At 72.6% G+C, this 17,755-nt stretch carries 16 protein-coding genes; 5 read left to right on the top strand and 11 right to left on the bottom strand.

Features of this window, described 5'->3' with window-relative positions; genetic code table 11:
• Positions 1–17: 17 nt before the first annotated feature.
• A complete protein-coding gene (locus RM788_RS48230) occupies positions 18–182 on the top strand; it encodes a hypothetical protein (protein ID WP_315927982.1) in 165 nt (54 codons plus the stop codon).
• Between the two features lie 49 nt (positions 183–231).
• Here RM788_RS48230 and RM788_RS48225 read toward each other — a convergent pair whose 3' ends face one another.
• Positions 232–561 carry an ArsR/SmtB family transcription factor gene (locus RM788_RS48225; protein ID WP_315927980.1) on the bottom strand — a complete coding sequence of 110 codons (330 nt, stop codon included), beginning with the start codon at positions 559–561 and terminating at the stop codon, positions 232–234.
• Positions 551–982, bottom strand: a complete 432-nt coding sequence (locus RM788_RS48220; protein ID WP_315927978.1) for an SRPBCC domain-containing protein — start codon at positions 980–982, stop codon at positions 551–553. The genes RM788_RS48225 and RM788_RS48220 overlap by 11 nt, the downstream gene beginning before the upstream one ends.
• A gap of 311 nt (positions 983–1,293) precedes the next feature.
• Between RM788_RS48220 and RM788_RS48215 the strand changes: the two genes are divergently transcribed.
• Entirely contained in the window at positions 1,294–2,556 is a 1,263-nt protein-coding gene (locus RM788_RS48215; protein WP_315927976.1) for an ABC transporter substrate-binding protein, read from the top strand.
• Positions 2,557–2,563: 7 nt separating this feature from the next.
• Here RM788_RS48215 and RM788_RS48210 read toward each other — a convergent pair whose 3' ends face one another.
• Positions 2,564–3,328: a sulfite exporter TauE/SafE family protein gene (locus tag RM788_RS48210; RefSeq protein WP_315927974.1), complete on the bottom strand. Its 765-nt coding sequence runs from the start codon at positions 3,326–3,328 to the stop codon at positions 2,564–2,566.
• Between the two features lie 131 nt (positions 3,329–3,459).
• On the opposite strand from RM788_RS48210, the gene RM788_RS48205 reads away from it, so the two are divergent.
• Positions 3,460–4,869: a DUF2867 domain-containing protein gene (locus RM788_RS48205; protein ID WP_315927972.1), complete on the top strand. Its 1,410-nt coding sequence runs from the start codon at positions 3,460–3,462 to the stop codon at positions 4,867–4,869.
• On the opposite strand, the gene RM788_RS48200 is transcribed toward RM788_RS48205, so the two are convergent.
• Genes RM788_RS48200 through RM788_RS48180 form a run of 5 tightly spaced genes read right to left on the bottom strand, consistent with a single transcriptional unit; the run spans position 4,862 to position 11,072 of the window.
• Positions 4,862–5,959, bottom strand: a complete 1,098-nt coding sequence (locus RM788_RS48200; protein WP_315927970.1) for an LLM class flavin-dependent oxidoreductase — start codon at positions 5,957–5,959, stop codon at positions 4,862–4,864. The two genes, RM788_RS48205 and RM788_RS48200, sit on opposite strands and share 8 nt — an antisense overlap.
• A complete protein-coding gene (locus tag RM788_RS48195; protein ID WP_315927968.1) occupies positions 5,956–7,605 on the bottom strand; it encodes an ABC transporter ATP-binding protein in 1,650 nt (549 codons plus the stop codon). The genes RM788_RS48200 and RM788_RS48195 overlap by 4 nt, the downstream gene beginning before the upstream one ends.
• The gene (locus tag RM788_RS48190) at positions 7,584–8,426 is read right to left on the bottom strand and encodes an ABC transporter permease (RefSeq protein ID WP_315927966.1); all 843 of its coding nucleotides are present in this window, start codon (positions 8,424–8,426) and stop codon (positions 7,584–7,586) included. Before RM788_RS48190 ends, RM788_RS48195 begins: the two co-directional genes overlap by 22 nt.
• Positions 8,423–9,397, bottom strand: a complete 975-nt coding sequence (locus tag RM788_RS48185; protein ID WP_315927964.1) for an ABC transporter permease — start codon at positions 9,395–9,397, stop codon at positions 8,423–8,425. The genes RM788_RS48190 and RM788_RS48185 overlap by 4 nt, the downstream gene beginning before the upstream one ends.
• Positions 9,398–9,407: 10 nt before the next feature.
• Positions 9,408–11,072 (bottom strand): ABC transporter substrate-binding protein, encoded by a 1,665-nt coding sequence (locus tag RM788_RS48180; protein WP_315927962.1) that lies wholly within the window; start codon positions 11,070–11,072, stop codon positions 9,408–9,410.
• A gap of 167 nt (positions 11,073–11,239) precedes the next feature.
• Here RM788_RS48180 and RM788_RS48175 point away from each other — a divergent pair, with 167 nt between their 5' ends.
• A complete protein-coding gene (locus RM788_RS48175) occupies positions 11,240–13,540 on the top strand; it encodes a molybdopterin-dependent oxidoreductase (RefSeq protein WP_315927960.1) in 2,301 nt (766 codons plus the stop codon).
• A 79-nt stretch (positions 13,541–13,619) separates the two neighbouring features.
• Here RM788_RS48175 and RM788_RS48170 read toward each other — a convergent pair whose 3' ends face one another.
• From RM788_RS48170 to RM788_RS48160, 3 genes are all read right to left on the bottom strand, one after another.
• Positions 13,620–14,804: an acyl-CoA dehydrogenase family protein gene (locus RM788_RS48170; RefSeq protein WP_315927958.1), complete on the bottom strand. Its 1,185-nt coding sequence runs from the start codon at positions 14,802–14,804 to the stop codon at positions 13,620–13,622.
• Positions 14,801–16,021: an LLM class flavin-dependent oxidoreductase gene (locus RM788_RS48165; protein WP_315927956.1), complete on the bottom strand. Its 1,221-nt coding sequence runs from the start codon at positions 16,019–16,021 to the stop codon at positions 14,801–14,803. The genes RM788_RS48170 and RM788_RS48165 overlap by 4 nt, the downstream gene beginning before the upstream one ends.
• A gap of 82 nt (positions 16,022–16,103) precedes the next feature.
• Positions 16,104–16,988, bottom strand: a complete 885-nt coding sequence (locus RM788_RS48160) for a LysR family transcriptional regulator (protein ID WP_315927954.1) — start codon at positions 16,986–16,988, stop codon at positions 16,104–16,106.
• A 210-nt stretch (positions 16,989–17,198) separates the two neighbouring features.
• On the opposite strand from RM788_RS48160, the gene RM788_RS48155 reads away from it, so the two are divergent.
• Positions 17,199–17,750, top strand: a complete 552-nt coding sequence (locus RM788_RS48155; RefSeq protein ID WP_315927952.1) for a flavin reductase family protein — start codon at positions 17,199–17,201, stop codon at positions 17,748–17,750.
• Positions 17,751–17,755: the final 5 nt, after the last annotated feature.

Genomic DNA, 17,755 nt, shown 5'->3' with positions numbered 1-17,755 from the left:
GGGGACCGGCGGATCGGGTGATCACCGAGGTCACGTCGATCGTCAGTTCCGCGATCATCTCGGAAAGCCCGCCGCATCCACAAGACGCGAACGACGGAAGTGCGCCCCATCCGTCCAAAGAAGACGCTCAGGCGGCGGAAGTGTTGCCGTGGTTGAACTTCCGGCCGGTTGTCCACCCCTGATCGTCACCACCGACCCCCTGTTCACCCCCTACCGCGCGACCGGCGGCGGTCACCGGTCGAGGTAGTCGCCCAACGCGCCGAGCGGGCCGTCCCAGTCGCGGGCCAGCGCGGCCAGGAACTGCTGCGCCACCCGCATCGGGGCCGAGCGGAGCCGGTAGCGCACCCGGCGCCGCTCCCCCGGTTCCGCCGTCACCAGACCCGCGTCGGCGAGCAGGGCCAGGTGCTTGGCGATCGCCTGCCGCGTGATCGGCAGTCGCCCGGCGAGGTCGGTGGCGGTGACGGGACCGCCCGAGGCCAGCGCGGCCAGGACGGCTCGGCGGCTCGGGTCGGCCAGTGCGACGAAGACCTGTTCGGCGATCGCCTCGGTGTCAGGCTGCATCGAGGTAGTCGACCAGTTCGCCCAGTTCGCTCGCCCACCCGCCGGTGTTGCCGTCGACGGCCTTGCCGTGCACGCCCTCCGGCGCCTGCGCGAACCCGGACTCGACCACGGTCAGCCGGGTGCCCGCCCCGACCGGTTCGAGGGTGAACTCGACGTAGGTGCGGCGCGGGTCCTCCTCGGGCATGCCGTCGATGCGCCAGGTGTAGCCGAACACCGAGGGCTCCTCGACCCGTTCGATCCGCAGGTCGGCGCTGTGACCACCGGTCCACGTCAGCCGGGCGGCGCCGCCGGGACGCAGGTCGATCGTCGCGTCGTTGCCGAACCACGTGCCGAGCCCCTCGGCCGTGGTGATCGCGGCCCACACCTCGACGGGCGGGTGCGCGATCTCGACGACGCGCTCGATGCGATCGGGGAATCCCATGACTGCCTCCATGCAAGTAGCAACTTGTCGGTTGCGACACTATGGCAACCAGTCGGTTGCGTCAATTGGCCGGGCCGACGCCCGTAACAACTCCGCCGACAGGAGCGATAACCGAACCGTGCTCGACTTTGAGCGAATCGCTCACGGCCATTCCGGAGGCCGACGACACCCACGCTCCTGCGCTGCGCAGTTGACCATGAAGACTTGAAGTCGACGTCGATTTAGACCTTGTTTTTGTGATTGATGCTGATCTAATGTCCCCTACATCGATCGAAAACAAGCAGCTTTCTGGAGATTTCATGACGAGGCGCGTGCTTAGACGCCTGCTCGCACTGCTGACCACAGGCATCGTCCTCGCCTCAACCGCCTGTTCAGCGCATCCGGCCGCCGGCAGCGTGGCGTTGACGCTGTGGCACGGCTACACCGAGCAGGAGTCCGACGCGTTGGCGAAACTGGCCGACAGGTGGAACGGGGAGCATCCCGACCAGAAGGTCGAGCTGGTTTTCGACGGCGGCAACGACACCGCGCTGCAGAAAACGCTCGCCTCGTTCGTCGCGGGCAACCCGCCCACGGTGGCCTACGAATTCGGATCGTCGATCACGCCCCTCGCGGCCCGGTCCGAGACCGCCGACCTGACCGACCTGATCAAGGCGAACCCCGACTTCGCCTGGGACGACTTCTTCCCCGCCGTGCGGGACGCCGCCACCGTCAACGGCCACATCTACGGCCTCCCCGCGCTGGTGGACAACCTGGCGCTGGTCTACAACAAGAAGCTGTTCACCGAGGCCGGCCTGTCCATGCCGACGGCCGAGTGGACGTGGGACGACTTCCGGACGGCCGCCAAGCGCCTCAGCGACCGCGACGGCACGCGCTACGGGTGGGCCTACGTCAACGACGGCTCCGAGGACACGGTGTGGCGCTACCTCGCCCTGCTGTGGCAGGCGGGCGGTGACCTGCTCACCGCCGACAACACCAAGGCCGCGTTCGACTCCCCGGCCGGGCTGCAGGCCGCGAAGCTGCTGCGCGACATGGCCGTCACGGACAAGTCCGTGTTCCTCGACCAGGGCGACCAGCAGTACCTCAACCTGTTCAACTCGGGCAGGCTCGGGATGATGTGGACGGGTCCGTGGGACCTGAGCGGGATCAACGAGGACGTCAACTACGGCGTGCAGATCCTGCCCGGCAAGGTCAACCACGCCACCATCGCGGGGCCGGACAACTTCATGCTGTTCGACAAGTCCGCCCAGCAGCGCGCGTGGCCGTTCCTGCAGTGGCTGCTCTCCCCCGAGATCCACCTCGAGTACGCCACCGAGACCGGGCACCTGCCGCTGCGCCAGTCCGAGCAGACCCTGTCCGGCTACCCCGCCTACCAGCAGAAGTACCCGGCCTCGCGGCTGTTCGTGGACAACCTGTCCGACAACGTGGCCAAGACCCGCCCCAACATCCCGCAGTACCCGGAGATCTCCCAGGTCCTGGGCAGCGCCATCCAGGGCGTCCTGCTGGGCCAGACCGACCCGGACGACGCGTTGACCGAGGCCGGTGCCGCCGTCGACAAGATCCTCGCGGGCGGCTGACCCGGTCTCACAGCAGCACCGCGACCAGCGCCGCCACCAGCAGGCAGAGGTGGGCGACGGCGTGCGCCCGGTCGGGGATCGGGGGCAGCAGCCTGCGGGACAGCGCGATGGCGGGCAGCGACCCGGCGAGCAGGGCGGCAGCGGCGACCGGGTCGACCGCGCCCGTCGGGCCGCCGGGGCCCAGCAGGTAGAGGGTCGTCGCGACGACCGCCACCGGCAGGCTGAGCGGGTTGGCCATGGCCGCGGCCTCGACCATGGGCAGCCCGCGGCGGCGCAGCAGCGGCACGGTCATCACGCTGCCCCCGACGCCGAGGAAGCTCGCCACCGCGCCGATCCCGACCCCGCCCGCCGTCGTCGTGAGCCGTCCCAGCGGCCGGGGCGTCCCGCCGCCGCGCAGGAACCCCCGGCGCAGCAGGCTGTCCAGGATCGTCACGACCAGGTACACCGCGAACAGCAGGTGCAGCACGGAGTCCGGGGCCAGCGTGGCGGCGGGCGTCCCGACGGCCGCGCCCAGGGCGACGAACGCCGCCAGCGGCCACAGGTACTCGCGGCGCAGCCTGCCCGCGCGGCGCAGCGCGAGCGTCGCGCCGAGCGAGTTCACCACCATGACCGCCGCCGACGTCCCCACGGCGACGTGCATCGCGTCCGGTCCGCTCGCGGCCACCGAGTACACGACCGGCACGGTGACGAAGCCGCCGCCGAAGCCGAACAGGACGGTCGTCACGCCGCTCAGGCAGCCGAGCACGAACAGGACCGCGATCGTGAGGAGCACGTGGACCGACGCTACCCACCGCTGGTCCGGCGGACTCGTCCACTTGGCCCTAGCGTGGGACCGATGCGACTCCCGACGGCCCGCCCCGTTCCCGCGACGCGCAGGGCCGCGTCATGACCCGGTGCCTGGTCATGGGTGCGACGGGGTACCTGGGCTCGCTGCTGGTCCCGGCGCTGGTCGAGGCCGGTCACGAGGTGGGCGCGCTGGTGCGCTCCCCCGAGTCGTCCGACCTGCCGCCGGTCACCGTGCACGCGGGTGACGCGACCGACCCGGCTGCCGTGCGCGCCGCGCTGGCGGGTGTCGAGGTGGCCTACTTCCTCGTGCACTCGCTCGACCGCGGCGACTTCGCCGACGTCGACCGCCGCGCGGCGACCGTCCTGGCCGCGGAGGCAGCGGCGGCGGGCGTCCGGCAGGTCGTCTACGTCGGCGGGCCCCGACCGACCTCCGACGACGTGTCGGACCACCTGGCTTCGCGCGCGGAGGTCGGCGACATCCTCACCCGCGGCAGCGTCCCCGCCCTGGCGTTGCAGGCCTCCATGGTCATCGGCCGCGGTTCGGCCAGCTTCGACCTGCTCCGCACCACCCGGCTCAGCCCCTGGGTGCCCGTGCCGCGGTGGATGCGCAACACCAGCAGGCCCGTCGCCGCCGCCGACGTCGTCCACTACCTCGTCGCCGCGGCCGCCCTGGAGCACCCGGTCCGCGGCACGTTCGACGTGTCCGGCCCGGAGGCGCTGAGCTACCTCGCGCTCGTCCAGCGGTACGCCCGCGTGACCGGTCTGCGCGTGCGCCTCCCGGTCCCCACCCCGCTGTGGTCGCACCGGCTCGCCGCCAGGCTGGCGGGCCTCGTCACGCCGATCCCCTCATCCGTCGCGGGCCCGCTGTTCGAATCCCTCGACCACGACCTCCAGCCCACCGACACCGACGTCACGACCGTGCTGCCACCGCCTCCGGGCGGCCCGACCACCGTGGACAACGCCATCCGCGACGCCTGCCCGCCCACCGGCGCACCGCCCGCCTCCGACACCCCGTTCGTCGACGAGGTCGTGGTGACGTCCACCGCCGAGCCCGACGAGGTGTGGCGCACGATCACCGGCCTCGGCGGCGCCAACGGCTGGCGGACGATCCCGCTGGTGTGGACCGTCCGCGGGGCGCTGGACCACCTGGCGGGCGGCGTCGGCCTCTACCGGGGGCGCGCGCCGGAGATCACCGACGGCGACGTCGTCGACTTCTGGACGGTGCTGCACCGCGACGACGACGCCCGCAGGCTGGTCCTGCACGCCGACATGAGGATGCCCGGCGACACCGTCATGGAGATGCGCGTCGACCGCCACGAGGGCGGGACGCGCTACCGCCAGACGATCACGTTCACCCCCGACGGCCAGGCGGGCAGGCTCTACTGGCAGGTGCAGAAGCCCTTCCACGACATCGTGTTCACCACGATGGCGCACGGCATCGCCCGCAGCTCGTCCTCCGACGGGCCGCGGGCGGCGGCCGAGGCCCTGCGCGACGCGGCGGGCCTGGTGGTGGCGCGGCTCAGGTGAGCGCCGGGGCCCAGCCGAAGGCTGACGCCGTCCGCGCGAGGTCGGTGAGCAGCCGCACGTTCTCCCCCAGCCCGAACGCGGGCGGGAGGAAGAGCACCACCTCGTCGGCCGCGGCGACACCGGGGTCGCCCAGCACCGCCTCGACGACCTCGTCCGGGTCGCCGTGGAAGACCGGGCTGACGCGCACCCCCGCGGGGAGGTCCCCGGTCACCACCGGTTCCAGGGCGCCCTTCGGGCGGGAGGCGTGCATGCCCTCGGACCGGCGCTGCGCGTCGTAGGCGGCGTAGGTCTCCCTCAGCTCGGCGGTGTCCCCCGGCAGGATCGAGGCGGCGACCGCCACCGCCGGCGGCTCGGTCCCGTACTTCGCCCGCCACGTGCTCCGGTAGGCGTGGATGACCCGCGCCTGGTGCTGACCGAAGGTCTCGCCCTCGTCCAGGTCGTGCAGCACGGTCCCGGTGATCAGCCCGATTCCCAGCTCGGCGGCGCGCACCGCCGATCCGATGCTCGCCGCCCCCTGCCGGATCCGCGACCGCAGTCCGGGGCTGTGCGGGGTGACCTTCAGCTCCGTGCCCACCGGCGCGCCCTGCCCCGGCCCGTCGACGACGTGCAGCACCTCGCCGCCGACCGCCGCGAGGAACCGCGCCTGCCTGCGCCGCGCCTCCGTGCGGGCGTCGGTGTCCACGGCGCCGAAGACCGCGTCGAACGCGGCGCCGGCCCCGGTGGCGACGGCCAGTTCGAGCCGGTCACCACCGACCAGGAGGTCCGTGGTGCCCGCCGCCTCGGCCAGCAGGATCGGGTCCTGGTAGCGCATCGGGAGGACGGCCGTGCCCAGCGCGATGCGGTGGGTGTGCTGGCCGACAGCGGCCAGGAACGGCAGCGGCGACGACAGGTAGTGGTCGAAGTGCCGCTGGTAGACCCACCCCGACTGGTACCCCAGCGCCTCCGCGGCCCGGAACAGCTCGACGCCGTCGCGCAGCCCCCGCGCCGGACCCCGGTCGTCGCTGAACGACACGCGGGTGTTGAAGCCGAGCCGACGCTTGGGCCGGAACGACGACCCCAGGGGCTCGGCAACGGACCGGATGGCGGTCATGGCACTCCTTCCGCGACAGCCCCGGCACCGACCGGGATCGAGTCGACCAGCGCACGGGTGTAGGGGTCACGGGGGTGGTCGAAGATCATCCCGACCTCCCCGCTCTCGACGATCCGCCCCCGGCGCATCACCGAGACGGTGTGCGCCAGCTGCCGCACCAGCGCCAGGTCGTGGGAGACGAACACGTAGGTCAGGCCGAGTTCGGCCTGCAACGCCAGCAGCACCTCGACGATGCCCGCCTGCACGCTGACGTCCAGCGCCGAGGTCGGTTCGTCGAGCACGATCACGTCCGGTCGCAGCACCAGTGCCCTGGCGAGGGCGACCCGCTGCCGCTGGCCTCCCGAGAGGGCGGAGGGCTTGCGGGACAACAGGTCCCGGCCCAGCCCCACGGAGTCGAGCGCCTCGCGCACCCGTTCGGCCCGTTCCGGCCGGGTCCCGATCCGGAACCGGTCGAGCGACTCCCCCACCAGCCGCTTGACCGTCCACGTGGGATCGAGGGAGGTGAAGGGGTTCTGGTAGACCAGTTGCAGGTGCCTGCGGATCGAGCGCAGCGACGCGTGCGACCGGCCGGACACCTGCTCGCCCGCCACCGCGATGCCGCCGCGGTCGGGCTCCTCCAGTCCGAGCAGCAGGCGGATCGTGGTCGTCTTCCCCGAGCCGGACTCGCCGACCAGGGCGTGGGTGGTGCCCGCCGCCACGGTGAACGACACGTCGTCCACGGCGGTCAGCGTGCGGCCGTCGACGGTGAACGACTTGGTCACGCCGGTGACCTCGATCCTGGGCGCGCCCGCGACGGGCCGGATGTCGCGCAGGTGCCGGTAGCGGTCGGGGTTGAGCGCGGGGACGTCGGCGTGCAGCCGCCGGGTGTAGTCCGACGAGGGCGCGGAGAACACCGACGCGGTGCGGCCCACCTCCTGCACGACGCCGTCCTTGAGCACCACCAGCGAGTCCGCGCGCTCCGCGGCGATCGCCAGGTCGTGGGTGATCAGGAGCAGGCTGATGTCCAGGTCCCGCCGCAGGTCCGACAGCAGGTCGAGGATGCGCTTCTGGATCGTGACGTCGAGCGCCGAGGTCGGCTCGTCGGCGACGATCAGCGCGGGCCGCGGCAGCACGGTGAGTCCGATGAGGACGCGCTGGAGCATGCCGCCGGACAGCTGGTGCGGGTAGGAGTCGTAGACGCGGCGGGGGTCGTCCAGCCCCACCTGGGCGAAGGTCTCCAGCACCAGCTCCTCGTGCCCGCCGGGTTCGCCGAGCAGGGCGGCGGCCTCCCGCGCCTGGGAGCCGACCGTCCGCACCGGGTTGAGGGCGTTGCCGGGGTCCTGGGGCACGAACCCGATCCGCCTGCCGCGCAACGGCCGGAACCGCCGCTCCGACAGCGACAGGACGTCCTGCCCGTCGAACTCCACCAGACCGCTCGCCCGGCCCGTCCCCTGCGGCAGCAGGCGGAGCAGCGCGCGGGCGATGGTCGACTTGCCCGACCCCGACTCGCCGATGAGCGCGAGGCTCTCGCCGCGCCGGAGGTCGAAGCCCACGTCGGTGACGACCTGGTTGTCGCCGTAGGACACGGAGAGCCCTTCGACGCGCAGCAGCGGGCCCGCGGTGGGCGGGGCGACCCGTTCGAGGGTCAGTCGGTCTTGCGGAGCCATCGGCTGATCCTGTTCACGGAGAGGACGGTGGCGATCGTGACGAGCGCGGGCGCGTAGACCAGCCACTGCGCCAGCGGGTAGTCCTTGCCGATCGAGATCAGCAGGCCCCAGTCGGACGCGGGCGGCGGGTCGCCGTACCCGAGGAACGCGAGGCCCGCGATGGTCAGGATCGACAGCCCGAACTGGAGGACCGCGAGCATCAGCACCGAGCGCGAGGCGTTGGGCAGCACGTGGCGCACCAGGATGTGCCACCGCGAGCCGCCCTGGAGGTAGGACGCCTCCACGAAGACCGCGCGGCGGGTCTTGAGCACCTCCGACCGCATGACCCTGGCGAACACGCCCACCGCGGAGACACCCGTGGCGATGGCGGCGTTGATCGTCTCGAAGCCGAGCGAGCTGACCACGACGACCGCGAGCAGGAACGACGGGATCGCCAGCAGCACGTCGACCAGCCGGGCCAGCACGCTGTCCACCCGGCCTCCGGCGAACCCGGCGACCAGGCCGATCAGCCCGCCGACCAGGACGCCGATGCCCACCGCCACCAGCGCGCTGGTCACCGAGGACGAGGTGCCGTGGACGACGCGGGAGAACAGGTCGCGCCCCAGGTGGTCGGTGCCGAAGAGGTGCGCGGTGCTCGGCGCCCGGAACTTGTCGGCCGGGACGCCGCGCGCGGGGTCCTGGCCGGTGAACAGACCGGGGGCCAGCGACCACGACAGCACGACCACCAGGACGGCGAACGCGCCGACGACCGCCGGAGGCACGCGGGACGCCTTCCTGCGGCGTGCCGGTAGTTGTGGGCGGGACAGGGCCGACACGCTCATGACGCCTCCTCCCGTTCGCGCGGCTTGGCGTCGGCGAGCCGCACCCGCGGGTCGAGCAGCGGGTAGGCGAGGTCGGCGACGAGGTTCACCACCACGAAGATGACGGCCGCCAGCGTGACGACCGCTTGCAGCACCGGGAGGTCCTGCGTCGTCACCGACCTCTCCACGAGGCTGCCGATGCCGGTGCGCCCGAAGATCTGCTCGGTGATCACGGCCCCGCCGAGCAGTTCCCCCACGGTCAGCGCGATGACCGTGACGACCGGCAGCGCCGACGGCTTGAGCAGGTGCCGCAGGAACAGCCGGGCCTGCCCCAGTCCGCGGGAGCGGGCGACCGACGCGTACTCCTGGCCGGCCTCGTGGTCGAGGTTCGCGATGAGCACCTCCGCCACCTGGGCGGAGACCGGGATGCCGAGGGCGATGGCGGCGAAGAACGTCGCCAGGCCGCCCTCGGAGTCGATCACCCGGAACAGCCCCAGCTGGAACGCGAACACGTTGATCAGCACCAGGCCGATCACGAAGTTCGGCACGGACAGGAAGAGCGACGGGAACGCCCGCAGCAGGCCCTGCCCGTACCGCTTGGGCAGGTACTGGGTGCCGAAGCCGATGGCGAACGCCAGCACCAGCGCCACGGCCAGCGCCGAGGTCGCCAGCAGGAGGGTCGAGCCGAGCACGTCGCCGATGAGCCGGTCGACCGGGAGGCCCGACCGCAGCGAGACGCCGAGGTCGCCCACCACCAGGCGGGACAGCGACTCCCACAGCTGGACGTGCACCGGGCGGTCGAGCCCGTAGTAGGAGACGATCCGGCCGATCTCGTCCTCGGTGAACCCGTTCTGCGGGTTGCGCAGGGTGTTGGTCACGGGGTCGCCGGGCAGCACGCTGATCACGACGAACGTGAACGCGTACGCCAGCAGGATGACGACGACCGCCTGGAGGACGCGCTTGACCGCGTACTCCGCGTAGTCGGAGTTCATGCCGTCACCGTCAGCCGAGCCAGGCGGCGTAGTAGTCGGCGTAGGCGATGCCGTTGTAGGACACGCCGTGCAACTTGGGCGACTGGAGGTAGACGCGCTGCACGATCTGCGTGATCGGCACGAAGTAGCCCTGCTGGAGCACGTGGCCCTGCAACTCGTCCAGCAGCGAGGCGCGGGCGTCGACGGTCCCCGCGCTCGCCACGCCGGTGGCCAGCTCGACGAGCTTCGGGTCGGTCTGCCCGAGTCCGAACCAGTTCTCGCCCTTGTTCGCGTCGGTGAGGACCCCGGCCACGATGCCCGCGTCGATGAAGCTCCTGGTGACCTCGTAGGCCGCCACGCTCGGGCTGTTGACCTTGACCCGCTCGCCGTAGGTCACGACGTCGAAGGCCTGGATGTCGACCTCGAAGCCGATCCCGCCGAGCTGCTGGGCGATGAGCTCGTCGACGGACTTGGAGGTGGCCAGGTAGGGGTTCGCGTACAGGGTCAGCCGCAACGGCTTGCCGTCCTTGGTCCGGACGCCGTCGGCGCCCTTCGCCCAGCCGGCCTCGTCGAGCAGTCCGCCCGCCTTGGCGGCGTCGAAGGCGAAGTCCGCGCTGTGGTCGGTCGCGCCGGGGACGTTGCTCTGGAACAGCGATTCCGCGGGCAGCCAGTCCGGGGTGTAGACCGTGGAGATGATCTCCTCGCGGTCGATCCCGTGCTGGAGCGCCTGGCGGACCTTGACGTCGTCGAACGGCGCGACCTTGGTGTTGACCGCGAAGCCGTTGACGAAGCCGAGGTAGCGCGGGGTCGCGGTGGTGAAGCCCTGGTCGGCGAACGACTTCAGCTCCTGCGGCGACGGGTTGTAGGCGACGTCGGCCTGTCCCGACTGGACGGCCGAGGTGCGCACCGACGGCTGGGCGACGAGCTTGTAGGTGATCGAGTCCAGGTAGGCCGGCCCCTGGTGCTCCAGCGCGGCGGGAGCCCAGTCGTAGTCGGCCCGCTTCTTGAGGACGACGCTGTCGCCCTCCTTCCACGAGGACAGCACGAACGGGCCGCTGCCGAGGTCGTTGGCGAGGTCGGCCTGCTGCGCGGCGGGCAGCGCGATCGTCCTGGGGGAGATCAGGATGGAGCCGTGGTAGCCCAGGGTCGGGATGAAGCCCAGCGTCGGCGCCTTGAAGAACACCTTCACCGTGGCCGCGTCCACCGCCTCGGCGTGGTCGTAGGTCTTGGGGAACAGGCCGATCGGGTTGATGCCCCTCGCCGCGTCGCCCTTGGCCCAGATGTCCAGGTTCGCCAGGACGGCGGCGGCGTCCAGCGGTGTCCTGTCCGAGAACGTGACGCCCTTGCGCAGGTGGAGGGTGAACTCCGTCGCGGTGTCGTTCTGCTCCCAGCTCTCCCCCACCCAGGGGCTCACCGCGCCCTTCTCGTCGACGTAGACGAGCTTGTCGGTGAGGTGGCCCCAGATGTGGCCCTGGAAGCTGGAGATGGCGCTGTTGTTGGGGATCCAGGTGTCGCCGAGCGAGTCGATCAGGAAGGTGATGTCGCCGCCCTGCGTCGGTTCGCCGGAACCACCTCCCGAGTTGGCCGCGACGCCCGGCCCACAGGCGGCCAGGGCGACGACGGTGGCGAGGCCGACGATCATCCGCAGTGCGCGGCCGGGTGGACGGACGCGGCGTGCCGCGCGGAAGGTGTTCACTGGGCTTTCCCCTCGGGACGGTGAAGGCGAACGGGCCACTGGGGCCCGCCCCGAATCTAGGAGCGCCCCGCGCACGGGGTCCAAGACGAAATGGGGATCGGAACCCATCGCGGACTCTGATCGACGGGGTCCGCCGATCACGGCCGCGCGCGGTTAGCATCGGTGCGGTGAGCCGGACGCACGAAACCAGCGCGCACTGGGGGACCTACCTGGTCGAGGTGTCCCCCGACGGCCTCGACGTCGTCTCGGCCCGTGCGCGTCCCGACGACCCCGACGCCGCGCCGGCGATCGGGAACGTCGCCGACGCCCACCGCCACCGCTCGCGGGTGGCCAGGCCGAGCGTGCGCCGCCGCTGGCTCGACGAGGGCCCCGGCCCGGACGCCCGGCGCGGCGACCCGGCGGAGGAGTACGTCGAGGTCGACTGGGACACCGCGCTCGACCTGCTGGCCCGCGAGCTGGACCGGGTCCGGTCGGAGTTCGGCAACAGCGCGATCTTCGGCGGCTCCTACGGCTGGGGCAGCGCGGGCAGGCTGCACCACGCGCAGAGCCAGCTGCACCGGTTCCTCAACACCATCGGCGGCTACACCCGGTCGGTCAACGACTACAGCCGCGGCGCCAGCATGGTGCTGCTCCCCCACCTCATCGGCGCGCGCGGCGCCCTCGACCTGCGGTACAAACCCGCCTCCTGGACCGATGTCGCCGAGCACACCGACCTGCTCGTCAGCTTCGGCGGCGTGCGCCGGTCGAACACCTGGGTGGTGCCCGGCGGGCACGCGCGGCACGTCGGCTCCGACTTCGCCAGGGCGGTGGGCCGCGGCACGGAGGTCGTGGCGCTGACCGCCCAGCGCGACGACGCCTTCGCCGACCTCGGCGCGGAGTGGGTGGGCGTCATGCCGGGCACCGACACCGCCGTCATGCTGGCGCTGATCCACGTGCTGATCGTCGACCGCCTCGCCGACGAGGAGTTCCTGGCGGCGTTCACGGTCGGGGCCGACGAGGTCCGGCGGTACGTGCTCGGGGAGTCCGACGGGGTGCCGAAGACGCCGGAGTGGGCGGAGCGGATCAGCCGGACGCCCGCGTCGACGATCCGCGACCTCGCCCACCGGATGGCCTCCGGGCGGACGATGGTCAACGTCGTGTACTCGTTGCAACGCGGCGAAGGCGGCGAGCAGGCGATCTTCGCTGGCCTCACGCTGGCGGCGTTCCTCGGGCAGATCGGCCTGCCCGGCGGTGGTTTCGCGCACGGCTTCGGGTCGATGGGCGACTACGGCGTCGGGGTCGCGGGCGCGCCGCTGCCGACGTTCCACCAGGGCGTCAACCCGGTGGCGGACTTCATCCCGTGCGCGCGGATCAGCGACCTGCTCCTGCACCCCGGCGAGGAGATCCCGTACAACGGCGGGCGGGTGCGGTTCCCGGAGACGCGGCTCGCGTACTGGGCGGGCGGCAACCCGTTCCACCACCACCAGGACCTCCGACGGCTCCGCCGGGCGCTGTCCACACTGGACACCTTCGTGGTGCACGAGACGCACTGGACGCCCACCGCCCGGCACGCCGACGTCGTGCTGCCCGTCGCGAGCACGCTGGAACGCGACGACGTGGCGGCGGGAGCGGGCGACAGCAGGCTGCGCGCGGTGCCCAGGGCCGTGCCGCCGCGCGGTGAGGCGCGCGAGGAGCTGTGGATCTACACGCGGCTGGCCGAGCGGCTGGGCGCGGACTTCGCCGAGGGCCTGGACTCCCGGCAGTGGCTGGAGCGGATCTACGAGCAGTGGCGGGCCGCCCCGGCGTCACCGCCCGCGCCGCCGTTCGCGGAGTTCTGGCGCGACGGCGGGGTCGAGCTGCCCCAGAAGCCCTACGACGACACGGTTTTCGCCGCGTTCCGCGCGGATCCGGCGGCGAACCCGTTGGGTACGCCGAGCGGCCGGATCGAGCTGTTCTCCCCGACGCTGGCCGGTTTCGGCCTGTCCGACGTCGCCGGGCACGCGTGGTGGCGGGAGCCGACGCAGTGGTGGGGCTCGCCGTCGGCGGCGGAGTTCGACCTGCACCTGCTGTGCAACCAGCCGACGCACCGGCTGCACAGCCAGCTGGACATGGGCGCGGCCAGCCGGTCGACCAAGGTCGCCGGGCGGGAACCCCTGCGCCTGCACCCCGCCGACGCGGCCGCGCGCGGCCTGGCCGACGGGGACGTCGCGCTGGTCCGCAGCGCCCAGGGCAGCCTGCTCGCGGGGGTCGTCGTCACCGACGCGCTGCTGCCCGGTGTGGCGCAGATGCACACCGGCGCGTGGTTCGACCCGAGCGCGCCCGAGGTCGCGGACTGCGTCAACGGCAACGTCAACGTGCTCACCCGCGACGTCGGCACGTCGACGCTGACGCAGGCCACCAGCGGCGCGCACGTGCTGGTGGCCGTGACCCGGTACGACGGGCCCGTGCCACCGGTTCGGGCGTACGAACCGCCGCCGTTCAGCCGCTGAAGAGCGCTGCACGCAGGGAAAGCGAAGCAAAGAACTTCGCTGGATCGTCGACTTCGTCGACAGCGAGAACCGCCGCTGTTCAACCAGTAAGAACCCGCTTGCCGGCGGCCACCAGCGCGGTGTCCTCCTGGGGCGGGTGGACTCGCACGCACAGCACGTCGCGCAGGTGCCGTTCCAGCGAATTGCGCCGGGACAGCGCGGGGTTGCCGAGGGCCGCGACCGCCGTCTGCACGGCCGACACGACCGACCGGGCGATGGCCACCTTGAGCACCGAGAGCTGGGGTGTGACCGTCGGGTCGCCCGCCTCCAGGCGCAGCAAGGCACCGTGCAGCAGCGTTTCCGCCTGGGCGATCTGGAGGTCGATCTCCCCCGCGACGGCCTGGATCCGCTCGGTCGTGGCGATCGGCCTGCCGAGTCCGGCGGGCACCCGCGACCGGGCGAAGTCCGCGAACGCCCGCCGAGCCGCCTTCGCCACGCCGAGGTAGAGCGCCGGGTGGCCGAAGCTGCCGGGACCGGCCGCGGCGGCGGGGTCCCGGTAGACGCCGTCCGCTCCGCGCGGGATCTCGACGAACGCGTCCGCGGGCAACCCGACGTCCTCGTAGACCACGTCGTGGGTGTTGGAGGCGCGCAGCCCGAGGTGGTCCCAGGTGTCGACCCAGGTGATGCCGGGCAGGTCGCCGGGGACGATCACGTGCCCGACGCGCGGAGCGGCGGGATCGCCGTCCGAGTCGTCGGCCACGGCCCACACCACGTGGTAGGCCAGCGCCGTGCCACCGGTCGCGTAAGCCTTGTGGCCGTTGAGGATCCAGCCGGACGGGGTGCGCCGGACGGTCGTCTTCGGCAGGCCGCCGCGGGCCGGGGCGCCGAGTTCCGGCTCGGCCCGGATGGCGTTGACCGGCGCCGGACCGCGCACCGAGCGGGCCAGCACGTCGTCGTAGAACGCGGTGGGCCAGTGGGCGTTCGCGGCCTGGGAGGCGTGCGCCATCAGGGTGTTCGCCGCGATCAGCGCCACGGACGGGTCGCCCTCGCCCAGCGCGGTGAGGACGCGGGCCGTCTCACGCGGTCCCGCCCCCGCGCCGCCGTAGCGCTGCCCGACGGTGGCGGTGAGCAGGCCCGCGCGGTGGGCGACTTCCAGCCCCCGCACCGGAACCGCGCCGCTCAGGTCGTACTCCGCGGCGGTCTCGGCCACCTCCGCCGTGACCGCCGCGAGCGCCTGCTCCGACAGGTCCACCGCGGGGAGGGCGTGCACCGCGGTGCCGGTCACGACCGGACCGCCGTCGCGTGCCGCCGGTAGTCCTCGGCGTAGTTGCCCAGGTGCTCGGCCTGGAGCGTGCCGCGCCTGCCGGTCGCCTCGCGGTGCGCGATCTCCTGCCGCACCAGGGGAAGCACGTGCTCGCCGTAGTCCACGGCGTCGACGAGCGTGTCGTAGCCGCGGATGCTCACCAGGTCCGCGCCGTGGTCGACGTAGTCGAGGATCGCGGCCGCCACGGTCTCCGGGGAGCCCACCAGCGCCGTCGACGCCCCGCCCGCGTTGGTCACGGCGGCGGTCCTGGTCCACAGCGCCCGGTCGTACAGGTCGGACTTCTCGGCGAACGACAACGCGCGCTGCGAGCCGACGTTCTGCGGCGCGCCGGGCTGCTGGAGCCGCTGCTTGCCGTAGGCGGACTTGCCGAACGTGTCGGCGATCCGGTCGACGTACTCGTGCGCCTTGCGCCACGCCAGTTCGTCGGTCGCCGCGATGATCGGCCGGAAGGTCACCCAGATGCGGGGCAGCGTGGTGCGCCCCGCGGCGCGGGCGATCGCGTGGACGCGGTCGATCTCGCCGCGCAGGTCGTCGAGCGGCTCGCCCCAGAAGCTGAACACGTCGGCCTTCTCGCCGCCGACCCGGAACGCCTCGTCGGACTGGCCGCCGATGGAGATCGGGATGGGCGCGCCGTGCGGCGCGAAGCCGGGGCCGAAGTCGTCGAACTTGTAGAACTCGCCCTCGTGGCTGAACGGCGCGGGCTCGGTCCAGGCGCGGCGCAGCAGGTCGATGTACTCCGACGTGCGGGCGTAGCGGCGGTCCTTGGGCAGGTAGTCGCCCTGGCGGGCCTGCTCGGCGTCGCTGCCGCCGGAGATGAGGTGGACGACGGCCCTGCCCTCGGTGAGCTGGTCGAGCGTGGCGAGCTTCTGCGCGCCCACCAACGGGAACGTGGTGTTCGGGCGGAGGGCGACGATCGGCTTGATCCGCTCGGTGAGCTGGCCGACGGCCGAGGCGACGACGAACGAGTCGGCCGTACCGGAACCGTAGGGCAGCAGCGTGTAGTCGTAGCCGCCGTCCTCCAGGGCGCGGACGTACTCGCGGAAGTACCCGGGGTCGATGCCGCGGGTGGGGATCGGGTTCAGCTCGGTCGACGGGTTGAGGTGCGACAGGCTGATGAACTCAACCTTCCGCGAGGCGGTCTCGGGGATCTTCTGGTCGAACTCCGGTGCGCTGGTCACGCGTCGAACGTAGGTCGGTGGCGGGAGGGGCGTCCAAGACAAGTGCGTGATGGATTCCGATAGGTCCGCGTTGTGGACGGGGTCAGGCGCCACGGGCGGGGACGAGCTGGAGGTGCGGGCGCTGCTCGAAGAAGTCCACCCCGGCGGTGAGCGCCGTCCGCTCGACCTCCGCGGGCAGGCCGCGCCGGGCGACCATCCGCAGGTGGGTCGTGCCCGCCTCGGGCAGGTCGCCGCACACCGCCAGCCCCGACGGGCGCCCGCCCGCGCTCGGCAGCAGCGCGACGCCGAGGCCCGCCCGGACACCGGCGAGCACGCCCTCCAGCGTCGTGGACTGCGCGGTGACCTCCACCCGGTGGCCCTCGCCGGTGAGGACCGACAGCGCTCGCTCGCGCAGGCCGCACGGCTCCTCGAACGCGATGAGCGGCCACGTCCCACCGGGCTCGGGCCGCCGCCAGCCCCTTGCGGTGTACCAGACCAGCGGCAGCCGTCCGACGAGGTGGCCCGCGCCGTGGCCGCCGGGGTCGAGCACGAACGCGAAGTCCACCACTCCCCTGGTCACCGCCTCGGCGAGCTGCGTGGACCGGCCGATCTCGAAGCGGGTGGAGCAGTCGGGGAACGCGGCCTGCAACGCGCGGATCATCTCCGGCAGGATCTGCTGCGCGCTGTGCTCCGTGGAGCCGACCACGATCGTCCGGTCCCGCCCCGCCTCCAGCCGGTGCAGCGAGGCGTCGTGCACCCCGATGATCCGCCGCGCCTCCGCCAGCACCCGCTCGCCCTCATGGGTGAGGCGCATGACGCGCCCGTCCCGTTCGAACAGCTTGCGCTTGAGGCCGCGTTCGAGCAGCCGGACGTGCTGGCTGAGCGCGGGCTGGCTGATGTGCCGCACGGCGGCGGCCTTGCTGAACCCGCCGCACTCGGCGATCGCGATCAGCGTGCGCAGGTGTTCGAGGTCCAACGAGGTCGTCATGGGTCCGATTAGAGCCGACCAGAGGGGTGTCCGAGGAGCCCGACCGCGATGTGGGAACCCGGCTCCGGCCCTTGCCAATCCATCACGACCCCTCATGGGAAGCCATCGTGAAAGGCACTTGGACACGCCCGCGCGCCGCGGGCGACGCTGGACACCCCGACCACGGCCCGTCGCGGCCGGGGTCGGACCGCCGTTCGGAAGGAGTGCGAGATGCGCCGTCACGCCGACCCGATCCCCTCGGTCGGGGGTGGCCTGGACCCCGCCCGGCTGCGCGCCGCCTTCGGCGCCTTCCCCAGCGGCGTCGTCGCCGTGGCCGCGCGGGTCGACGACCGGGTCGTCGGCCTGGCCGCCAGCTCGTTCACCACGGTGTCGCTGGACCCGCCGCTGGTGTCCTTCTCGATCGCCACCACGTCCCGCACGTGGCCCGTCCTGCGCCGCGCCGACCACCTCGGCGTGACCGTCCTCGCGGACCACCACGCCGTCGTCGCCCGGCAGCTCGCGGGCCGCGCCGACCTCCGCTTCGACGGCCTGGACCTGGCTTTCGGCGACGGCGGCGCGGTCACCCTCGCCGACGGCGTCGCCTGGTTCGACACCACGATCGACCGCCACGTCGAGGCGGGCGACCACACCATCGTCCTGCTCCGCCTGCACGCCGCGTCCCACACCGACCGCTCCCGGCCGCTGGTCTTCCACCGCAGCGGCTTCGGCCTGGACCGCCCGGCACGGGGTCACGGGGTGGCGGAGGCGACCGCCACACCGTGACCGGG

Source organism: Umezawaea sp. Da 62-37 (genome assembly GCF_032460545.1).
In the GTDB taxonomy this organism is placed as follows: domain Bacteria; phylum Actinomycetota; class Actinomycetes; order Mycobacteriales; family Pseudonocardiaceae; genus Umezawaea.
The sequence above is the reverse complement of the archived record's forward strand: the minus strand, read 5'-3'. Positions and strand labels throughout refer to the sequence as shown.